General features: G+C 38.9%; 18 protein-coding genes. 5 read left to right on the top strand and 13 right to left on the bottom strand.

The genetic code is table 11. The features are described 5' to 3' along the window. Positions 1 to 30: 30 nt before the first annotated feature. Entirely contained in the window at positions 31 to 1,053 is a 1,023-nt protein-coding gene (locus ATS76_RS09125; RefSeq protein WP_058552016.1) for an energy transducer TonB, read from the bottom strand. Between the two features lie 162 nt (positions 1,054 to 1,215). Continuing rightward, on the bottom strand, positions 1,216 to 3,123 hold the full coding sequence (locus ATS76_RS09120; protein WP_058551877.1) for a beta-ketoacyl synthase: 1,908 nt from the start codon (positions 3,121 to 3,123) through the stop codon (positions 1,216 to 1,218). Between the two features lie 124 nt (positions 3,124 to 3,247). Here ATS76_RS09120 and ATS76_RS09115 point away from each other — a divergent pair, with 124 nt between their 5' ends. Next, a complete protein-coding gene (locus ATS76_RS09115) occupies positions 3,248 to 4,258 on the top strand; it encodes a GlxA family transcriptional regulator (RefSeq protein WP_058551876.1) in 1,011 nt (336 codons plus the stop codon). Positions 4,259 to 4,271: 13 nt separating this feature from the next. Here the strand turns inward: ATS76_RS09115 and ATS76_RS09110 are convergent, their stop codons facing one another. The 4 genes from ATS76_RS09110 to ATS76_RS09095 all read right to left on the bottom strand — a co-directional run bounded on the left by ATS76_RS09110 (position 4,272) and on the right by ATS76_RS09095 (position 8,527). After that, complete coding sequence (locus tag ATS76_RS09110) at positions 4,272 to 5,300, bottom strand: GGDEF domain-containing protein (RefSeq protein ID WP_058551875.1); 1,029 nt, start codon at positions 5,298 to 5,300, stop codon at positions 4,272 to 4,274. 188 nt (positions 5,301 to 5,488) lie between these two features. Then, complete coding sequence (locus ATS76_RS09105) at positions 5,489 to 6,001, bottom strand: MgtC/SapB family protein (protein ID WP_058551874.1); 513 nt, start codon at positions 5,999 to 6,001, stop codon at positions 5,489 to 5,491. Between the two features lie 17 nt (positions 6,002 to 6,018). Continuing rightward, positions 6,019 to 7,128, bottom strand: a complete 1,110-nt coding sequence (locus tag ATS76_RS09100) for a GNAT family N-acetyltransferase/peptidase C39 family protein (RefSeq protein ID WP_058552015.1) — start codon at positions 7,126 to 7,128, stop codon at positions 6,019 to 6,021. 4 nt (positions 7,129 to 7,132) lie between these two features. After that, positions 7,133 to 8,527 (bottom strand): RimK family protein, encoded by a 1,395-nt coding sequence (locus ATS76_RS09095; RefSeq protein WP_058551873.1) that lies wholly within the window; start codon positions 8,525 to 8,527, stop codon positions 7,133 to 7,135. A gap of 317 nt (positions 8,528 to 8,844) precedes the next feature. On the opposite strand from ATS76_RS09095, the gene ATS76_RS09090 reads away from it, so the two are divergent. After that, complete coding sequence (locus tag ATS76_RS09090; protein ID WP_058551872.1) at positions 8,845 to 9,183, top strand: zinc ribbon domain-containing protein YjdM; 339 nt, start codon at positions 8,845 to 8,847, stop codon at positions 9,181 to 9,183. 67 nt (positions 9,184 to 9,250) lie between these two features. On the opposite strand, the gene ATS76_RS09085 is transcribed toward ATS76_RS09090, so the two are convergent. The 7 genes from ATS76_RS09085 to ATS76_RS09055 form a co-directional block, all read right to left on the bottom strand. After that, a complete protein-coding gene (locus tag ATS76_RS09085) occupies positions 9,251 to 9,652 on the bottom strand; it encodes a hypothetical protein (protein ID WP_058552014.1) in 402 nt (133 codons plus the stop codon). A gap of 120 nt (positions 9,653 to 9,772) precedes the next feature. Beyond that, positions 9,773 to 10,201, bottom strand: coding sequence for a hypothetical protein (locus ATS76_RS09080; protein WP_058551871.1), 429 nt, complete (start codon positions 10,199 to 10,201; stop codon positions 9,773 to 9,775). Between the two features lie 247 nt (positions 10,202 to 10,448). Beyond that, the gene (locus tag ATS76_RS09075; protein ID WP_058551870.1) at positions 10,449 to 12,809 is read right to left on the bottom strand and encodes an ATP-binding protein; all 2,361 of its coding nucleotides are present in this window, start codon (positions 12,807 to 12,809) and stop codon (positions 10,449 to 10,451) included. A gap of 263 nt (positions 12,810 to 13,072) precedes the next feature. After that, positions 13,073 to 13,549 carry a GreA/GreB family elongation factor gene (locus ATS76_RS09070; protein WP_058551869.1) on the bottom strand — a complete coding sequence of 159 codons (477 nt, stop codon included), beginning with the start codon at positions 13,547 to 13,549 and terminating at the stop codon, positions 13,073 to 13,075. A 113-nt stretch (positions 13,550 to 13,662) separates the two neighbouring features. Further along, positions 13,663 to 14,595 (bottom strand): protein translocase subunit SecF, encoded by a 933-nt coding sequence (gene secF / locus ATS76_RS09065; protein WP_058552013.1) that lies wholly within the window; start codon positions 14,593 to 14,595, stop codon positions 13,663 to 13,665. Continuing rightward, positions 14,588 to 16,426, bottom strand: coding sequence for a protein translocase subunit SecD (secD, locus tag ATS76_RS09060; RefSeq protein ID WP_058551868.1), 1,839 nt, complete (start codon positions 16,424 to 16,426; stop codon positions 14,588 to 14,590). Before secD ends, secF begins: the two co-directional genes overlap by 8 nt. A gap of 110 nt (positions 16,427 to 16,536) precedes the next feature. Continuing rightward, entirely contained in the window at positions 16,537 to 16,998 is a 462-nt protein-coding gene (locus ATS76_RS09055) for a hypothetical protein (protein ID WP_058551867.1), read from the bottom strand. A 94-nt stretch (positions 16,999 to 17,092) separates the two neighbouring features. Here ATS76_RS09055 and ATS76_RS09050 point away from each other — a divergent pair, with 94 nt between their 5' ends. The 3 genes from ATS76_RS09050 (at position 17,093) to ATS76_RS09040 (ending at position 22,024) form a co-directional block, all read left to right on the top strand. After that, complete coding sequence (locus ATS76_RS09050) at positions 17,093 to 18,871, top strand: ABCB family ABC transporter ATP-binding protein/permease (RefSeq protein ID WP_058551866.1); 1,779 nt, start codon at positions 17,093 to 17,095, stop codon at positions 18,869 to 18,871. A gap of 174 nt (positions 18,872 to 19,045) precedes the next feature. Continuing rightward, positions 19,046 to 21,124: a M13 family metallopeptidase gene (locus ATS76_RS09045; RefSeq protein ID WP_058551865.1), complete on the top strand. Its 2,079-nt coding sequence runs from the start codon at positions 19,046 to 19,048 to the stop codon at positions 21,122 to 21,124. A 186-nt stretch (positions 21,125 to 21,310) separates the two neighbouring features. Continuing rightward, complete coding sequence (locus tag ATS76_RS09040; RefSeq protein WP_058404460.1) at positions 21,311 to 22,024, top strand: YebC/PmpR family DNA-binding transcriptional regulator; 714 nt, start codon at positions 21,311 to 21,313, stop codon at positions 22,022 to 22,024. Positions 22,025 to 22,038: the final 14 nt, after the last annotated feature.

The raw sequence follows: 22,038 nt of genomic DNA, 5'->3' as shown, positions 1-22,038 counted from the left end.
GGTTTTTATTAAGACTATTTTGTTAGCTATTTACAAAAAAGCATAACCACTTTGTTTTAAAGTGACCGTTTGTGCTTGCGCACTTTTAATTAATAATCCACAGCGTAAATCGTCTTTAGAAATAGTAATTTTATCAATAGCGCTTGTGTTGTAATTTACCACTTTATTTTCACAGCGCAGTTGAACCTTGCTAAGTGGCATTGCTGATTCAAGCACCACCTCACTTTTAGACAGCAAAGGCATAACAGCTTGTTCTGTTTCAATCATTATCTGTTGGTTTATATCACCTGAATTTTTATAAATATCATTAACTTGAGTTAACAACTGCTGTTTATTTTCATCTGTAAAAACAAATGCTTTAATATTTCCTAGGGCATCAATTGCATCATAAGCGCGCACGTAGTCTTGTTTAGATATAAACCATTGTAGGGCATTTTTTACCACTCGCACTTTTATCTGATCTGGTAAATTATCTCTGAACAAAAATGCATTCTTAATGTGTTTATCAAAGCCGTTCCAATCTTTCGTAAAATAGCTATGCTGACTTTTTAGCCATGAAAGTAATACTATTTCAACTGTATTTTTAGCATGATCGCGTTCTAGCTCTATTATTTTACTTTGCGCTTCGTCTAATTTTTTTTCATTAATTAGATTACTTGCCTTTTCATAATCATTAAAAAAACCATGCGTTGCTTTGTCGTTAGTGTACCCCAAGTGTAAATTTTGAGACGTTACAGTAATAAGCTTTGCACTAGGCACAGCTTTACCATCTATCTGAGCGCTCTTGTAATTTAGTTTTGACACATACTCAACAACTTCTCTTTTGTATTTGTCTTGCCCAATAGAAGCTATAATTTCAATATCACTAACTTGACCACTTTCATTCACAACATAACTACTTAAATTTAAGCCTTCAAAACGTGACACGCGAGAAGATGTATTTGTTTGTTGATTGTAGTTGTCTTTAACAACTTCAGCGGGTACAAAATCTGCCATTACTGGCACACAAGTTAATGCAGGTATTATAGAAAGAGCTATAGAGAGTTTTTTCATTTGATTATCCATCCTAGAACGCAAAGTAGCTATTATAGAAACAAACATTATAAAAAGATGCAAGCTTATATTTATAACTAACCAAAATTTAACTATAGACTAATAAACTCATAAATATAAAAAAGGCGCTTTAAAAGCGCCTTGGGTTTCAAGTATGTGTGCTTAAAACATATCTTGATAGGAGTGGGTTGTACTAAACGAGATGGCTTTATCAAAACCAGGAAGCTCTATCCCGTCTTCGCCAATTACAATGTCGTTATCGTCAATGGCGCCGTCGCCAAAACGGTATACTAATTCGTACTTGCCTAGGTCAGCCTGTGCTCTATAGGTATTTTGCGCCGCAACAACTAATGTATTTTTATCTGCATAATGACTCATAACCTCATCACCGTGGCGTTTAGCAAGCATTTGCATTGTTACTTTTGCGCTAAGTACAGTAGCTGTGGCGTTATTACCGCCAAAACCTTTTGAGTTTATAAAGGCTATGTCCATATCGCCGCAATCGTAATGACTATTACGTATATCTAAGTGATCTGCATAAACATCGTCAGCAACTTTATCTATAGTCGTAATGCCCGGCATAATATTGTGGCTAAATACACCCAGAGCAATCGCCAACTGATCGCCACTAGCAGGTGCAATTGTATGCCCTACATAAGCTTTTGGCGCTGTTACTTTCCAGCTATCAATAGCAAAGGTTTGCGCTACTTTATGATAAATAAGTGACTCAGTTACTCTGTTTTGCGGTGTACTTGAACCGTGCGCTAAAATAAAGCTGCGGTTTTGTAGTGCGTCTTTACCTAATAAGCTTGTTGCCAATGCCGCAGATTTAGCCATGGTAATGTAATTACCCGGGCCCGGTGAGGTGATTGATTTTTTAATACCATCGGCATTTACAAATACATCCGGTACTGAGCCCATAATGTCTGCACCTAGTTCAAGTGCTAACGCATCGTCCATTAGAATGGCCACTTGTGCGCCTTCACCTAATGTAAAACCACAGTTTTCGCCAAATGGGCGGCTGCTTTTACGGTAATCGGGCTCTTGTTCACTGCTTAAGTTATCTAAACGACGCAGGCCTTCAACATTTGCAAGGGCGCTCATATTACCAAACCCTTCGACTACCTCAGGCGTTATAGCGCATTCAACACTTGCAACAACCGCAACGCGGGTGCGCCCAGCTTGAATATCGTTTACTGCAGCGCGTAAGTTATATAAAAATGTGGCACATGCGCCCGAGGTAGAAAACGTAGTACCTACATTACCTGTAACGTACGCGTTTATAAAATCAGTCGACATCGTGTTTAAACCAAGTGCTAATTGCTTAGTACTAACGCGATCGCCCTGCTGACGCGCTTTAACTAAACCACCTAACCCTTTATCGTCCATTTGGCCAATAACAGAGGCTGAATAGGTACCAATTTTATCTGGCTCTACGCTATTCATTATGCGTTGCCAGTCAAGGCCTGTTGATTTAATCGCGTCGTTTGCAGCAAATATAGTGGCTTGCAAACCGCGTGGCTGATAACGGCTGTTATACATTATTGATGGATCAAACCCAGTAGGAAACTGCCCGGCCGATTTAATTGGGTTATCACGGGTAGAGTCAAGCTTTACGTCTAGCTCTGCGGCTATGGTTACTTTTACCTTTTTGCCTTCAAGTTCTTCAACCTGCCAACTCGCCGGAACCGGCGTTGGTAAATCGCGAGCGCGCGTTTCAAATACAATTGCGTTGTCGTCAGATGATTTTAACGTCATTTTTTGCTGCCAAGGTGTGGCATCTGCGTCAAAATGTTCTTTTTCAATTTTACGAATAAGCGTCCCAGCAATAATTTGCTCACCAAAGCGTGCTTCTATGTCGCTTTGCTCAACATTATTACCATTTGAATCTTGAAGGTTACCATCAACAACGCTTACCAAGTTCATTAAAGTGGCGAGGCCTAAAAATGTTTCACTACGATCTTGTGCGTTTAATGCATCTAACACGATACGGCGGTAACCTTGATGAAAAGAAGTTCGGCCTGCGGCGTTTATACCGCCCATACCTACTATTACGGGTAATGCTGTCATTATTAACCTTTAATACGTGTTATAGGAGAAGCAAACAGTTTAATTGGATTAACCACAACTCTTTATGCTTTAATAGCCAAATATTCTGCACAAAAGGCCAAAATGTACTGGTCGGAGCATTGAAATGAATAAAAAATCGCTTAACCCCGCGCTAAACATTGCAATCACTGTGTACCCACACTTACTTATTACCAGTTTAACGCTCCCCATTGAAATGCTGAGAGCGGGCGAAGCCTATGCAAAAGGCCACTTAAACCCAGCTGACTTTAGACCACTTAGTATAAATTTAATTGCTAAAAATAATGAGCCAATACAAACCCGTACAGGCCTTGCTATAGTTCCCGACTTCACGACTGCCAACGCACCATATAACGATTTAATTATAGTCCCCGGCATTTGGCGAAACCCTCGCCCTGTCGTTCGTACTAATAAAGAAATTGTTGAATGGCTACAAGAAAGCTTTGAAACTGGCAGCCATATAATTGGTGTAGGTACTGGTAACTGCTTAATTGCAGAGGCAGGGTTACTTGATGGGCACCCTGCTACAACCCACTGGCATTATGCAAAACAATTTAGCCACGACTACCCATTAGTAAGCCTAAAACCCGACTTTTTTATAACCCAATCTGAGCGCATGTATACGGTGGCAAGCTTAAATGCCCTTGCCGATGTGATTGTACATATTATTAGCCAATATTACGGCAAAGCCGCTGCACAGCACGTAGAACGTAACTTTTCACACGAAGTACGTAAACCTTACGAAGATCAGCGCTACCTTGAAGGCGCGGTTGACCGCCACCCAGATGAACTCATAGCGCAAATTCAGTTTTGGCTTAAAACTAATCTAGCCAGCGAATTAAACCTGCAAGAAGTAGCGGCACAATTTAGTTTAAGCTACCGTACCTTCACACGGCGTTTTAAGCTTGCAACTAATCAAAGCCCTATAGAATATTGGCAGCAATTACGGGTTGAAGGTGCTAAAGAATTATTAGCGTCGTCTAATTTAACTATTCAAGAAGTGGCGCTTGAGGTTGGCTATAACGATCAAGGCCATTTAACTCGCGTGTTTAAAAAAGTGCTAAGCCAAACGCCAAGCGAGTACAGAAAAGTAGTAAGAAGAAAGCTATTTGGCTAACAAATACGCTTTTTTAATTACCTAATATTGAATTATTTATACTACAAACAGCACAATTTCTTCCGTTATTTTTTGCTATGTATAAATAACCGTCAGCTGCTTTAAGTATTTTAGATAAATCAACAGACGAATCAGTAACCAGTTCTTCCAAACCAATACTTATTGTAATTTTTAAACAGTTTTTCTCATAAGTAAACTTATGACTTTCAACCGTTTTAATTAAACACTTTGCTAAGTCATAAGCAGCTTGCTGATCAGCATTTATAACAACAACAAATTCCTCACCGCCCATTCTAAATACATTATCTTCTTTAAATTGTTCTACAAATAAGTCAGTTAGTTGCGTTAAAACAGCATCACCTGCGTCGTGCCCATATTTATCGTTCACTTTTTTAAAAAAATCAATATCAATAAGTGCTACGCATACAGGCTCATCAATAACTGTTTGTTTACTAAAACGGCTTTGTAATGCACGTCTATTAAACGCTTTTGTTAATGGATCTCTTAGTGCCAAATTTAAAATTGTTTCTTGGTTAGAATACCTCATCGCTTCATAAATGTGCGAAACCGTCCATATAGTCATATACGCAAGGCCAAGGTTAAGAATTAAGTGCAAACTATTAGCACCACCTAAACTGAGGAAAGAAGATAAAGGAATCATCGACGCAAACAGTAAGCAAAAACTACTTATAAGCCCGTGTTTTTTACCAAATAACAAATACGCTAAAATGGGAAATGTACAAATCCAATGCGTTATACCCTCATCTGTTTTTAAAATATAAACAGCTAAAAATACAACAAAAAAATAAGCATAGGCTACCGCCCATCTATGCCAAACCTTTGAAGTAGATACACACGTTTTGTAATACGTGTAAAAACAAAACACAGCAAGTAAAACTTCTATCGTTCCTAATATGTAAACCTTTGAAATAAATATATTTACATAAGCTACAACAAGCGCAACTAACGCTATTATTAAACTCATTCCTTGAAGAACTTTTATTCTTACCTCTTGTGTTTTATCGAATGAATGACGGTTCATAAAATCCTTTTATATTGCTAACTATTTGTTCATAAATATATTTATTAATATTAGATTAGATACAAGTAAATTAACAGCACGCATATGATTAGACTTTAATTGAAAAGTTATCCGCTGAATAATAGGCTAGTTATAATTCTAAAAACATGATGTACGCTTAAGTCATTCTAAAACAAAACGCCACTAAATTAGTGGCGTTCTATGTCGTTGAAGTCTTTTCGGTAGTAACGCTTTTGATAGCTTTTTACTTTAGTATGGACGCCTTTACTTAAGCTTTTAAACTTTGCTTCAAGTACATCTACACCATATAAAATACCGACCACCAGCACTGAAAGTTTAATAGCAGCGCCTAAATTGTCGGTAGCTATCATTACGCCAATTGAGGCAAGCACCCAAATGGTTGCAGCTGAGGTAACCCCTACTACGGCGCCGTCTTTTGCAAGCATGACCCCAGCGCCTAAAAAGCCAATACCTGTAATTATTTGCCCCACTACACGAGAATGATCAATCACATCCCCTTGTAAGTTAAACGCAGTCGATAAAAACAAATACGTGCCCAGCGTTATTAAGGCTGAGGTACGAATACCCACAGGTTTACCGCGTAACTGGCGCTCTATACCAATTATGGCACCGCAAAAAGCGGCGGTGCCAATGGCTGCCCACGAATAAGGGGCTACATCAATTAAATCTAAAAAAGTCACTCTTTAATTAATACCTATTAATTATTAGCAATGGCCACTGCGGTTCTTAGCCGTTGGCCACCAAATGCTGACATTTTACTAAAATCACTGCGCGCTATAGGCACGTACTGGCAATCTATTGCGAGTTGTTTGTCGCTTCCTGGCTCGCAAAATGGGTCGTGAACATACACGCAGTGCTCATCAAGGTGGGTAACGCACACCCAATGCGGTGATTTTTTACCGTCAAAACTATATGTGCTAATCAATAACAGTACGCTAAAGCCTTGGCTTAACCACTGTTCAATATGCTCAAGCTCAACGTCTTTGTGCATCAGCGGTATATTTGCCTGTGCAATGCCATCAACAAATTGTTCATGAACAGTAGCTAGTACCACTTTTTTGTTCTCATTGCGTACGCCATCTAAAAACAAAGGCTCTGTGGTATTAACCATTACCTCGCTTTTAAAGCCGCGTTTGTTAGCGGCAAGTGCTAGACCAAACGGATGGCAACCACCATGCCCCGAGGTCATAAAAATGGTTGTGCCTTCGCGCCACAGTGCCAGCTCGTGTGATTGGCTAAGCTCGGTTGTTGGCTTTAGTGCCCCCATTGCCATTAATAACGCCGCAGGCCCACAGGTAAACTCGGTAGTTTGCTGATACCATGGCGTTAATCGCGCTACTTTTAGCTCACTCGTTTTGCGAATATTTTTTTGCATTCGCAGTGCATCACTATGATCGTGATAATAATCGCTGTATTGGCCAAATACTCTGTAACCCAGACTTTTATAAAGCCCAATTGCACTGTCGTTATTTACGGCCACCTCTAATCGTAAGTAAATTCGTCCACGCTCGCTGGTTTGCTTTTCAAGCGCAGCTAATAGCATTTTGGCAATGCCTTTACCTTGCATTGTGGGTTTTACAGCTAGCGAATATAAACGCGCTAAACGTGTGCCTTTATGGCACCACACAAGCCCATAGCCGCATACTTGCTCGCCATTTTCTGCAATTAGCAAAATACCGTGCTTAGCACTTAACCAGCGCTTTAAGCTACGCGGGCTCAATTTATCGTTATTAAAGCAGGCGTTTTCAACGTCAATCAGTGCGTTTAAATCACTGTTAAGTGCCTTTCGAATAACAAGGTTACTCATGTTATTATCCACGGCCTCGGGCTTCTAAACGTTGTTTAAATTCGTCCATAATAATCATGTATAGCTCGTCACCTAAATAGCCATCTTCTACTTTGTGATCAATACTTGGATTGTCATTTACTTCAAGCACATAAGCGCGGCCCTGATGCTCTTTAACATCTACGCCATATAATCCTTTACCCACTGTTTTACATGCTTTTAAAGCGGCATCTAATACGGCTTTTGGTAACTCAAAGGTAGGAAGCGTTTCAAAACCACCCGAGAAAAACCGTTTAGCGTCGTGATTATAAATTTGCCAATGATTACGCGCCATTAAGTAGCGACACGCATATATAGCGCGGCCATTTAATACACCTACTCGCCAATCGTATTCTGTGTACATGTATTCTTGTGCAAGTACCAATGCGCTATATTCAAACAGCTCGGTTAATTTAGCTTCAAGCTCACTGCGGTTTGCAACTTTAAATACACCTTTTGAGAACGACCCTTCAGGCATTTTTAAAACCAGCGGATAGGTAAACGCCTCTTCTAATTGCTCAAGCGTTTGCGCTGATTGATCAGCCACTACAACCGTTTTTAAACTGGGCACTTTTTGGTAATTAAACGCATCGTGTAAATACACTTTATTACAACAACGTAAAATAGATTCAGCATCGTCAATTACCACTAAACCTATGCTTTGCGCTTTGCTTGCAAGGCGATACGTTGGATGGTCAATCGCTGTAGTTTGGCGAATAAATAACGCATCAAACTGGGCAATGTTGTCAATTTCATCAAAACTGAGTGCTTGCGCATTAATACCATGTTTAGCCGCTGCTTTTATAAAACGGGCTATAGCGTCTTTATCACTCGGTGGTACTTTTTCGTTATGATCAACCAGTATTGCCATATTCCATCTAAAACGGCGCTGCACATTGCCAATGCGCCATTGAGTTTGGGTAAACATATTTAATTTAGCTACAAAATTGCTGTATTGCTCCTCGTTTAAAGAGCTAAGCGAACCTTGCTGTAACAAACCTTGCTCATCGACAAATAAAATAGGCGCTGGGTATTGTTTAAATACCGATTTAGCCGCTTTACTTTGTAATTCGTTTAAGGCATTACCAAAATATACTGCGCCATCAATTTGACCCACATTTAACATAGGTGCGTGGCCGCCTCGAAGCGCGTTTATTGTTTTTACACTGGGTAAGACTTGGTGTTTGCGGGCCTCTGCAAGTAATGAGCAATAGTAACCCTTACTCAAGTATTGGCTTGAGTCGCATAAATTAATAATGCGAGTTTTAGGTTCATTATGTTTTGGGTAATCACGTAAGTAACTATTAAACGTAATTACATTTTCGAAAGATTGAGCAAGTGTTTGCTCGTTGTTATCAACCACTATTAAGGTTTTAAACACGACTTTTCCTAGTTATACCAATCGGTAGTAAGCCAAATGTAAATGCGTGCGATCTTTAAATTATCGCACTATAAATAGAAACACCCATCGTACTAAGTGTGCATTGCGCGTATCACTTAATCCGATGGGTGCTTTAACAAATACCTACTGTAAGTGTTAGCGCCTAAATTGCTTAGGCGACATCTGCTTTATATGCCCTTTTTAAAAACCACACAAACGAGATATTTTTAGCGTAAAGATAAAAAATATTGATTAACTATATTTTCCAATTAATGCAGATTAAAATACGCAAAATTACTATTTTATGAGCGTTAAAAATGTCACACCCAGCCTGCCCACAGTGCCAATCTGAATATGTTTACGAAGACCAGCAACTACTTATTTGCCCTGAATGTGCCTATGAATGGAACCCAAATAGTACAAGCGATGAAGACGCAATTTTAGTTAAAGATGCCAACGGCACCCAACTTAATGATGGCGATAAAGTCACCGTAGCCAAAGATTTAAAAATAAAAGGCAGCTCACAAGTTATTAAAATTGGCACCAAAGCGGTCGTAAGGCGTGTGCTTGATAAAAAAGATCACGAGCTAGATTGTAAAGTAGATGGGATTGGCGAAATGATGGTAACAGCGAAGTTTGTGAAAAAAGCTAACTAGCTGGGTATGTCGGATAAATGGCGAAGCCATCCTGCATGTCTCACCCAAAAGATCGAAGTGATTGAGTTTATTTAGTTATTGGCGAGCATTTGTTAACAGCCGCTAAACCCAAGTCTATGTTAGCAACAATATAGCCATATTCCTTCTTTGACAATTTGCCAGCTCTATAATGTTCTTTTACCAACTTATGGTTCCATGATTCACCGCATTTTGACTCTGGAATTTGAAGCTCTAGAGTAAGTAGGTATTCCTTTTCTTTATCTATGGAATACCCTTTTTTCACAGAGCTTTTCGCGCAGAGGCTAAGTGCATATTCAACCGCGAACTTATCCACGCTTGGTAAACCAACAAACTCCACATCACACCCTAAAACACGTTCGCCAGAAGTCTTCGTGTAATAAAGCTTTCCTGTCGTACAAGCTGATAATAAAAAGAGTACTGCGAATATTGATAAAAATCTATGAATCATAATGCTTCCTTGTTTACTCTTGCCCAGCTCAGCGAGCATTTGAAGCGTAGCGAAAATTGCTCCGCTCAAACTATTTATTTAGGCTGACACCTATCTTAATTTCAAAGTTTAGGTGAGTGTCTAATTAATTATGTTTATGCAAACTAGGGTGACAAACACAATAACTGGCGCAAACAAACAAGCTAAAAAAATGTGACCTTTAGAATCTGTCTTGTACTCGTAGTTCTTTTTTACAAAAAGAGGATATAGCCTAGCGGTCATGCTAATTTGAGCGAAAATATGCAAGGTTAAGATTCCCAGAGAAAATTTCACTGGTAGCATTTTCATTAGATTCAACGTAAGCACAATCAAAATAGGTATAAGAAGCAGAGTAAAGAAGACCTTGAAGCGGTTGCCCATAATCCAAATCGTGACGGAATTTCGCCCTTCAACTTCTTGCTGAGAAGTAAGGTTACGCCCGCATTCTGAGCAAACAATTTGAGCTGGAGGAAAGGAATCGAAGTTTCCACACTCACTATTATCACAAACTTTAAATGTTCGATGTTCCATATAGTAACCTAACGAGACCATAGAATAACTCCAAGAGTTAAATTAAAAAACGAACTCCTCTAATTAACTCTAAGCGTTTTTAAAGCGTTGGAAATGCCATTTGGAACGCATAAAACAGGCTTTTTTTCTTAAAAATGAGTAATTCTGTAGCCTCAATACCAGCTAAACGGTAAAATACAGTTTGAATAAAGTGTACGAGGCATGAGTGCAGTCAACTGTAATTTTTCCGTTTAAGCGGCTTATACCTTTATCTACCCTTATACCACGATTTAAATTTATTTTTAAAACGGGATATATCTAGAGGTGAATTACTCTCATGAACTTCTTTTATAATTTTTCTTAATTGGTCACTATAAACTTTATCGTTAGTTTCAATATATTTATTCTCATATGCTATTGAAAGGTAGTTGCATGTCGTAAACCAACTTTTATCTGTTTTATTACTAAGATACTTTTTTGAGAGCTCTAAATATCTGATAGCTCGGCTATAATCTTTTAATTGTTGACTAAGGAATATACCAAACATCATCAAAAGGGATTGATGAGCAATAGTTCCAATCATGTAGCGATAGTCATATTCAATTGACTCAATAGCCTCTTCATATAGATGCTCGACTTGTCGTAGCTTTTTTTTATCACCTCGATAAAACTTTCTAATGCCCTCAATTAAAAGCCTAGCTTTTTGTAGAGGCAAATAAGGATGATTAGTAATAAATGCGTGCTCTTCAAAGTCCTTTAAATATTTTTCATATCCGCTCAAATCTCTATTGCCTACACAAACAATGGCTTCACCATACAATGAAAAAAGTTCAGCAATAACAATTTTATCAATATAGTTTCTAGGCTGCCAAACTGTAACATTATGATGAAGTACAGCGTTTTTTTCCTGAATATCATTGAGCTCAGAGAGTTTTTCTTTCATCCGTGTTTTATGTGTTTTAATTTTGTCTTTAATGTTGCTCTGTATAAACCTATCTGGTAAAAGCTTGATGAATACAAAGCGCTTTGCAAATTCATTTAGTTCGTAATACTCACCTTTTTTGACTAAAACTAATCTTTCTAATAAATAATTACAGATTTTTTCTGCATCTGAAATATCTATTTTTGCGAGTTTACTAACGGAGTAAAGTTCAATTTTTTCGTCATACAATGATATAATTTGCATAACGTTATTGACAGGAAGGTCTTGTTCAGAAAGGTATTGTAAAGCCGTGTCAAATGTGTTTTTGTACATAAAACTTGCAATCATTTCAGCATTCTTAGATCTCATACTATCTAAGGAGGAAGTTAATTCATCAAAAGTTGAAACATTCTGATCAATAATATTTAAAGCTTGAAGAATAATTAATGCATTACCTTTAGATACTTTTAATACTTGCTTTATTTGATTATGGTTCAGAGCAATATTAAATCCCTCCGATTCAATAATTTCTTCAATAAAATTGAAGCCTATTTCATCTTGTTTGAACTCTCTAATATGTATTTTTTCTTCGCACTGCTCTTCATTTCTAGATGTTAGAATAAACTGCACAGTCCTTGGAACAGATTTAATAAAATCCAATATCTTTAATTTTTCGGACTCTTCAATATTTTCAATATTATCAATCGCTACAATACCGCTCTGATCGTAATCAACCAGCTCAGTAATGCTAGAAAAGCCTAGGGATTTACATATTAGAAGTTGTAATTCTTCAAGAGTTGTAAACTCAGGCTTTGCTGAGTCTAAATATAACTCTCCTGTAGTTTTATTATCTCTTAAATACTCATCTTTACTTGAATAAAATAGAAGATAGCGAGTATCAGGAAATTTACCATCTTTTTTATCACGTAAAACACGATACAAAAATTCTGTAGTTATAGCTGTTTTTCCAACACCGCCATAGCCATATAACACAACTGAACCAGCCAATCGTTGTCTAGTATTATTACCTAACAACGTACTGTAAAGATTCTCAATCACATCTTCCCTACACAACAGGGTGTTATGATGAGATGTTGCATAATTCAAATTATCTACTAATAAATAATCATTAAGATTCAACTGATTATATTTAATTATATCATTTACCAACTTTTCTTTTGGATAATACCAAAAATACCTATTATCTAAATCAGCGATGATATTTCCGATAAAATAAAGTGTTTTGTTAGCCTCCAATTCTGATACCGGTCTAGAAGCAGGGTGAGATAAGTTGTTTCTAATTTTATGATATAAGGTGCAACAATAATGAAACTCTTCAATTGAACTAAATGAATTAGAAATATCTTTCTCTAGAAAGTTCGAGTTAAAGAAGATCAAAAGTAGTTCTATTATTTCCGAAACATATGGAACATCATTGTTGTATTCACAATTCAACATTGAATTATTACATTGCTGTAAAAGACCGTAGATATCATTTGACCTCGTTATAAAAGATCTTAATTTCGCGGTGATTTTCCTTGAATAAATAAGATCTTCTGAAATTGAAATAGCCTGAAGTGCTGTTTTAAAATCATCATGAGAATTATATTTTTGAATAAGTACTTCCGAAATAAAGCTACGAAAAGAGACTTCTGTGCACTTAATGATCGAATCCAGTCCGTTTGATTGTTCTACAGATATATACACTAATATTTCCTTTTGTAATTTATTATACTTGCGAAGGGTCACTAAATATTGAAAACCATTTTGGTGATTTATAACACCCAAACCGCGAATATTTCATCGCTCAATAATTCCACCAAACAACTCTAATGTAAACAATAAATTACGTGTGTTATAAAATCTCTGTTGGTAAAATACACCTAAACTGCTTTTAATAATGTTATGAGACAAAATTGGCTTTGTTGGATAGCGCTTCGCTTATCCGACCTACATATAAAACCAATGTTTTATAAAATTTCTACTACCTCATATTCATGGTTTTTGCCTGCAATAGTTAGGCTTACTTCATCATCAAGCTGTTTGCCTAAAAGTTGTTTACCCAGTGGGGCTTCGGGTGTAACAACTTGAATAGTTATCCCTTTTACTTCAACCGTTAAACCGCCTGCGGATGGGCCTAAATAAAACCATTTTTGTGCGGAGTTTTCATCTTCTAAACAAACGAGTGAGCTTATAATCACTTTATTATGAGTAGGCTCTTTAAAAATGGCTTCAAACTGTTTAATGCTTTTGTAGCAATCGTTTACGCGCTCGGCTTGGCCTTGTGCTAAATAAGCGGCTTCGAGCCCGAGGGTGTCGTATTGTGTTTCTGCCACGCTTTCTTGGTGAGTTGCGGCGTCGTGCGCGGCTTTGGCTGCTTGTTTTGCGCTGTTTAATTGGGCTTCGAGTGCAAATTTAAGGTGTTCTATTACGTGGGATTTATTCATTAAAGGCGCTAATAACCAATACTTTAAACTATGTGGTTAATTTTAACGTTATAAGGCGCTTAAAACCATTATTTTAAGCGCCGATATGTTTACTTAATTATTAAGACTCGCATTTATGGCATATCCATTAATGCTTGGGTTTTTACATCTAAATTTTCTTCGTAGTTTTTAGCACTTAACCCTAAAAGCTCAGGCAAGGTTGCCGCTATACAAATAGACGAAAACGTTCCCACTACAATGCCTGTGAATAATGCAATGGCAAAGCCTTGTAATGGTGCACCTGCGAGTAACCAAACGCTGGCAACCGTTGCAAGCGTGGTACCCGATGTAATAAGTGTGCGTGTTAAAGTGCTTTTAATCGCGCTATTTATAATACTTGCAGGGCTAAGTGCATTATTAGATTTAATACGTAAAAGCTCGCGTACTCTATCACCTACTATTATTGAGTCGTTAAGTGAGTAACCTATAATGGCGAGTAAACTGGCAAGTACGGTTAAATTAAACTCAAGTTGTAATAGCGAAAATAGCCCCAGTACGAGTAGTAAATCATGCACTAGCGCAACCACAGAGCCTACAGCTAAACGCCATTCAAACCGCACCGCTAAATAAAGCATTACTGCAACCATAGCTGAAAATAGCGCTAAACAACCTTGATCAAATAATTCATCACCCACTTGTGAGCCAATATACGCCGATGATAAAACCTCAGCGTTTATATCTGCGTTTTGTGTAATGGCAGATTGCCAATCGTTACTATTTGCTGTTGAATCGCTAGGCGCTTCGCGTAGTTGAAAATGGCTATTACCTTGCGCGGTTAGCTCAAACTCGCCATTGTGATTTTTAGTAATAAACGATTGAAGCTCTTTTAGATCAAAACCTTGACTGGTGGTAAATTCCGTTAGGTAGCCACCGGTAAAGTCAAGGCCAAAATTAAGCCCTTTTTGGCTAAGCGTAAATACCGATAGCAGTACAAGTATGGCGCTCAAAAGCATGCCTGAAAAACGCAGACGCGTGCCCGCCTCACCCTTTAAAAAAGTGTTAAGCATGTGCATTTACTCCTGCTTTTTTAGCCAATTTTAAATATAACGTTTGGCTTAGTACTTTTGATACGTACACGCCAGTAAATACTGAAGTAATTAATCCAAGTGCCAATGTTATGGCAAAGCCTTTAACTGGCCCGTAACCTATGCCGTATAAAATAAGCGCGGTGATCATAGTGGTTATATTGGCATCAAATATTGTATTGGCCGCCTGTTTATACCCTTCTTGAATTGCTTGGTATGGCGTACGCCCTTTTCGGCGCTCTTCTTTAATTCGCTCAAATATAATAACGTTGGTATCGACCGCCATACCAATAGTGAGCACAAGCCCGGCAATACCCGGCAGGGTTAATACAACCCCCGGTAATAAAGACATGAGCCCCAAAAGCGACGTTAAATTTAATAACAGCGCTACGTTTGCAATAAGCCCTAAGCGGCGATACCACAGCGCCATAAAGGCAAGTGTAATACCCATACCAAGCATTAATGCGGCCAAGCCGTTAGTTATATTTTCTTGACCTAGGCTTGGGCCAATTGTTTGCTCGTGCACAATAGTAACCGGCGCGGTTAGTGAGCCGGCGCGCAATAACAAGGCTAAATCGGCCGCTGCTTGCTGGCTTTTCATATTGGTAATGCTAAAACGTGAACTTAAATGCTGCGCAATATTAGCCACGTTTATAACTTCGCTTTTTTTAACGGTTTCACCGCTTGCGTTTTGAGAGTACTCAGAGTAAACCGTGGCCATAGGCTTACCAATATTGGCTTTTGAAAACGCCGACATAGCATCGCCACCTTGCCCATCTAAACTTAGTTGAACCAGTGGCTTACCCCAGTCGTCGCGGCCAATGTTTGCATTATTAATGTGATCGCCTGTAAAAATTGGCATAGGGTCAAGATTAACTGTTCCGCCCGACTGCATATTAAATGTTTGGCCACCCACTTCTTTTAACTGATAAAACCCAAGAGATGCAGTGGCGCCTATAATGCGCTTTGCCTCGGTTGGGTCTTGCACACCAGGCAGCTCAATACGGATACGCTGTTTGCCTTGGCGCTGTGTTACGGCTTCGGTAATACCTAATTCTTCTATGCGTGAGCGAAGCGTGGTGAGTGTTTGGTTCATTACTTCTTTATCAAAGTCGCTGCGCCCTTGCTCTGAGTAGCTAAACTTGGCGTTTTTAACATTGCCATTATTGGTTGTTGTAACCGCTAAATTAGCAAAGCGACTTTGAAGCTCATCAATCACTGGGGTAAGTTTTTGCACCGCGTTAGGCAGTGCGTTGATTTCAAAACCATGCTCAGTTTGCTGCGCTTTAAGACCGTGCGCTTTTTGCTTAACAATAATTGACTTAGCTTGCTGATACGCACTCACTAATTGCTCATCAATAGCTTTATCTAAATCTACGTCGAGTACAAATAACACACCGCCATTTAAATCAAGGCCAAGCTTTATTGGTGATAAACCAAATTCTTGCAGCCAAATTGGGCTTGTTGCATGCTCTACAATTTTAACTTGCGTGTTTGGATACTGCGCCTTTATAGCCGCTTGCGCTTGTGCGCTTTTAGTTGGCTCGTTTAATAAAATATTTATAGTTGATTGCTTATCAAGCCCTTGCTCTACTTCTAATCCTTGGTTATTTAAAAAAGTAACTAATGCTTTAGTGCTTTGCACTGCTTGTGTTTCACTATGTGGCGCGTTGCTTACATGCAACCACGATTTATTAGGATATAAGTTAGGCAGTGCGCTAATGGCTAATAAAACCAACACAATAAGCATGGCTATATAGCTTAATTTAAATTTAGCCATAAATGACTTTTGATCTTTTTTTACACTTAACATGTTTTTTCCTTATTGCTAGTAAATTACTGGCAACGTGCTTTTTAAAAGTACAATTAATCTCAAGGCTTAAACGTAAAACGTTAAAACCTAATAAAAATTAAATAAGAAAATTAAGCGTGGTAGGTAGTTACTGCTTTGTAGAGTAAGTTGGCGTCTTTCCAGCCGCTGAGTCGCGACTTTTTGCTATGCGTTACAAGCGTATACCAAGGCTGAATAGCATTTACAGCTTGGGGGCGTAAAAATATTTGCCTTACAAGGTGCTGCGCAAAAAACTCAAAAATAACATCGTATTCTGGTTCACTTTGTACGCTGTGCAAAAAAAGTGACGCATTACTTGCTGCAAGCCTTGGCTGATGTGAGTCAAAATCGGTGTGTTGTGTTTTTTTATGCGCAGATACGCCTGCAGACTTTTTAGTAGGCTTTGTTTTAGTTATATCAATAGTGTCTGTAAATAAAACCTGTGAATTGACAGCGGGATTAAAATTTTGTGTTACTTGCACAGCATTGCTCTGCACACTAAAAAGTGCAGCTAGTAGCAAAAAAGCAGTTATAAAAACACGAAATTTAAACATACTTAAATCAAACTAAAATAAAGGATGCCTAGTATATTAGGGCAACTATTTAAAATACAATGCTTAATAATTAAGTATTTAATCGAGAAAAATAATGCGCTCCAGACAAAACGTTGAAAAACGTGCAGACGCCATGAATTTAAAACAAAGCGTTAAAACATTGTGGCCTTACATTACAAAATTTAAAGGGCGTGTTTTTATTGCGCTTTTAGCGCTTATTGGTGCCAAAGGCGCCACTCTTTTAATGCCTTGGGCACTTAAAGAAATTATCGACTCGGTTGATAAGTCAATAAACCCAATATTGGTTGTTCCCGCTTTATTGTTACTTATGTACGGCAGCTTGCGTTTCGCTAGCGTGTTTTTAGGCGAGGTACGCGATGCGGTGTTCTCGCGTGTAACAGAACATGCCATGCGCAATATTGGCTTAAAAGTATTTAAACATTTACATAGCCTAGAGCTTGCCTTTCACCTAGACAGACAAACTGGCGGTATAAGCCGTGACATAGAACGTGGCACCAGTGGGCTCAGCTTTTTAATGCGCTTTTTAATGTTTAACATTGTACCCACCCTTTTTGAAATACTCACCGTCGCGATTATTTTTGGGACGCTATTTTCTGTCTGGTTTGCTTTAATTACACTTCTTGCTGTAGGTGTGTATATATTTTTTACTGTCACGGTCACTCAGTGGCGTAACCGTTTTATTCGTGAATCAAACGCGGCTGACAACCTCAGTAATACGCGCGCAATTGACAGCCTCCTAAACTACGAGACTGTAAAGTACTTTAACAACGAAGAGTTTGAAGCCAACACATACGACTCCTTTTTAGCAAACTGGGAAACTGCGCGATTAAAAAATAGAATGTCTCTTTTAGCGCTAAACTCTGGGCAAGCGTTAATTATTGCCAGTGCCATTACCGCTTTAATGTGGTTAGGCTCAAGTGAGGTAGTAACAGGATCACTTAGCATTGGTGAATTAGTAATGATAAACGCGTATATGATCCAACTATTTTTACCACTTAACTTTTTGGGGTTTGTGTACCGTGAAATACGTCGCGCCCTTACCGACTTAGAAAATATGCTGGGCTTACTTAATAAAAAGCCACAGGTAACTAATGCTCCACAGGCAAATACCCTTAATGTAAAAAAGGGGGAAATTGCCTTTAATAACGTCAGTTTTAGCTACAATGCAAACCGCCCTATTCTTGATGATATTAGCTTTAAGGTTAAAGCGGGTAGTAAAGTGGCGATTGTGGGCGCAAGTGGTGCCGGCAAAAGTTCATTAGCGCGCCTGCTCTATCGTTTTTACGATGTAACTTCGGGCAGTATTACCATTGATAACCAAGCAATTAGCTCTGTTACGCTTGATAGCCTTCGTAAAGCCATTGCTATCGTTCCGCAAGATACCGTTTTATTTAATACAACAATTCGTGAAAATATTGCCTATGGCCGCCCTTCTGCAAGCGACAACGATATTGATAAAGCAATTGAAATGGCCCATCTAAAAGGTTTTATTAACACGTTGGCTGATGGCGATAAAACGCGAGTTGGCGAACGCGGTTTAAAAGTATCCGGTGGCGAAAAACAGCGCATTGCAATTGCACGCGCAATTTTAAAACAATCCCCTATTTTAATATTTGACGAGGCCACATCGGCACTCGACTCTCAGGCCGAACAAGCAATATTAAAGGCCATGCATGAGGTAGCCAGCGAGCACACCAGTATTGTAATTGCGCATCGCTTATCAACCATTACCGATGCACACTCTATCATTGTGCTTAAATCAGGCCAAATTGTTGAACAAGGCAAACATAATGAGTTACTGGCCTTGGGCGGTGAATATGCAAATATGTGGGCATTACAACAACAAGATTAACCTGTTTATTAATTTATATTGGTCGCTTATTGCTTGCTGTTGTTTATTGGCTTTTATCGGGTCAGGCTGTGATTCACCTCAAAAGAATTGTGTGCCTGTCTTTTATACATAACAATCAAAAATGATATTTTTTATAACAAAAATTAACAAATTCATTATCCAGGGGGATAAACAATGAAAAAGAGTTTAATTGCAGCGGCTTTAGCTGCCACTTTTATAACGGGCTGTTCAGAGCCACAAACGACAAGCAGTGAGGTTCAAACTGCAAGTGCTGAAAGTACAGTTGTTAGCAATAAAGCTGAATTAGGTAGCTTTGGTGTTGATTTATCAGCTCGCAACGAAGCCATTAAACCTGGTGATGATTTTTTCATGTACGCCAGTGGCACGTGGTACGACAACTACAATATGCCAGCAGACAAAACGCGTTATGGTGCGTTTTCGGCATTAGCAGAACGCAGTGAAGACCGAGTTAAAAAAATTATCGAAGACATAGCTGCACGTAAAGAGCTAAACGCTGAAGAGCAATTGGTTGCTGATTTTTATAATTCATACATGGATACCGATACACTAAATGAGTTGGGTGTTAAACCTATTCAACCGCTGTTAAATCAAATTAGTAATATGGAATCAACCGACGACTTAGCTTATGTATTTGGGCAATCGTGGTTATCGGGCCTTCGTACTCCTATTGGTGGTGGTATGTGGTTTAACCGTTTAGATCCTAATAAATACGAAATGTCGTTAGGCGCTGGTGGTTTAGGCTTACCTGACCGTTCTTACTATTTAGAAGATGCTGAGCGTTTTGTTAAAACTCGCGAAGCGTACGTGGCTCATATTGCCGACATGCTAAAATTTGCCAATGTTGATAACACAACAGAACGCGCAAAAGCCATACTAGAGCTTGAAACTAAAATAGCACAAGGGCATTGGCCACGCGAAAAACGACGTAACCGCGACCTGTCGTTAAATCAAATTAAACGTGAAGATTTAGCCGCTACTTACCCTGGTTTTAACTGGGATGTATATTTTGAGCAAACAGGGTACAAAGTACCTCAGCTTAACGTATCTCAGCCTGAACCGGTTAAAGCCATGATTGAGCTTATTAATAATGAAGATATGGCGGTTTGGAAAGATTACCTAACTTACCATGCAATTAGCGGTAATGCGGGTTTACTTTCTGAAGATATTTTTAATACGCGTTTTGCATTTTATGGCAAAGAGCTAAACGGCCAACAAGAGCCGCGTCCTCGTTGGAAACGCGCTATTAACGAAATGTCGGGCACAAGCTCGCTAGGCTTTGCGATTGGTAAAATTTACGTTGACCAATACTTTCCTGAATCATCTAAACAACAAATGTCTGAACTGGTTGAAAACCTACGTTCAGCGTTAGGTGAGCGTATTGATAACTTAGACTGGATGGGCGCTGAAACCAAAGTAAACGCACGTGCTAAGTTAGCTGCGTTTGTTCCAAAAATTGGTTACCCGGATGTATGGCAGTCTTATGATGGTTTAACTATTAGCCAAAACGATTTAGTGGGTAACGTTAAAAACATGCGTGAGTTTTTCCGCGCTGAAAGCGTAGAAAAAGAACTGCAAAAAACGGATCGCAACCGCTGGGGCATGACACCACAACGTGTAAATGCCTACTACAATAGCTCGTTTAACGAAATTGTGTTTCCTGCCGCCATATTACAACCTCCGTTTTTTGATCCAAACGCCGATCCAGCAGTTAACTATGGCGGCATTGGCGCTGTAATTGGTCACGAAATGGGCCATGGTTTTGATGATCAGGGTTCAAAATCTGATGCTAACGGTATTCAACGCAACTGGTGGACAGACGAAGACCGCGCTGCATTTGATGCAAAAGCAGACCAACTTGCCGCACAGTACAGTAAATACGAACCTATTAAAGGTAACTTTGTAAACGGCCGTAACAGCCTAGGTGAGAACATTGGTGATGTGGGTGGCTTAGCCATGGCTTACCATGCATACAAACTAAGCCTAAATGGTAAAGAAGCGCCTGTAATAGATGGCGTAACCGGCGATCAACGTTTCTTTTTAGCTTGGGCACAAGTATGGAAAGAAAAACGTACTGAGCAAAGCATGTTAAACCAGTTACGCGGTGGAACACATGCTCCAGGTCGCTTTAGAGCGCAAGCACCACGTAACCACGATGCTTGGTACAAAGCGTTTGACGTAAAACCAGGTGATGCCTTGTATTTACCAGAAGAAGAACGCGTTCGTATTTGGTAATTGCCTTATAATATGTAAATGAATACTAAACAGCCCGCAATAGCGGGCTGTTTTATTTTATGCAAATGGCTATTTTAACTTTTTTACTATTAATGTTCCCCATTCCGTACTAGCCCTTAATGCCATTTACCTTTAGAATACGGTCTATTATTTTTCAGTTATTTATAAAATTAAGGCGAAACGCAGATGGGAAGAGCTTACCAAAACAAAAAAGATTCAATGGCTAAAACTGCGGGTGCTAAAACTAAAGTTTACTCTAAGTACGGTAAAGAAATTTATATTTGTGCTAAAAATGGCGGTGTAGATACAGATGGTAATCTATCATTGCGCCGCTTAATTGAACGTGCAAAAAAAGACCAGGTACCAGCACACGTAATTGACCGCGCAATTGAAAAAGCAAAAGGTGGCGGCGGTGAAGACTACGCTGCAACACGTTACGAAGGCTACGGCCCAGGTAACTGTATGATTATTGTTGACTGCTTAACCGATAACAACAAACGTACATTTGCAGACGTACGTGTTTGTTTTACTAAAGCGAATGCTAAAATTGGCGCTCAAAACTCGGTTTCACATTTATTTGATCACTTAGCTATTTTTGTTTTTGATGGCGACGATGATGAAGCGGTTCTTGAAGCACTTATGATGGCTGACGTTGATGTAACCGATGTTGAAGTTGATAACGGTAAAGTAACCGTATTTGCTCCGCATACAGAGTACAACAATACTCGTACCGCACTTGAAGAAATGGGCATTACTGAATTTGACGAAGACTTAATTGCGTTTGTACCACAAGTAGAAGCGCCAATTGAAGGCGAAGACGTTGAAGTAATGGAGCGCTTTTTAGCTATGCTAGAAGATTGTGACGACGTACAAAACGTTTATCATAACGCGCAATTCTAAACCTCATCTACATG

Origin of the sequence: Pseudoalteromonas sp. 10-33 (assembly GCF_001469195.1) — a bacterium.
Taxonomy (GTDB): Bacteria; Pseudomonadota; Gammaproteobacteria; order Enterobacterales; family Alteromonadaceae; genus Pseudoalteromonas.
This window is presented reverse-complemented; position numbering and strand designations above follow the sequence as displayed.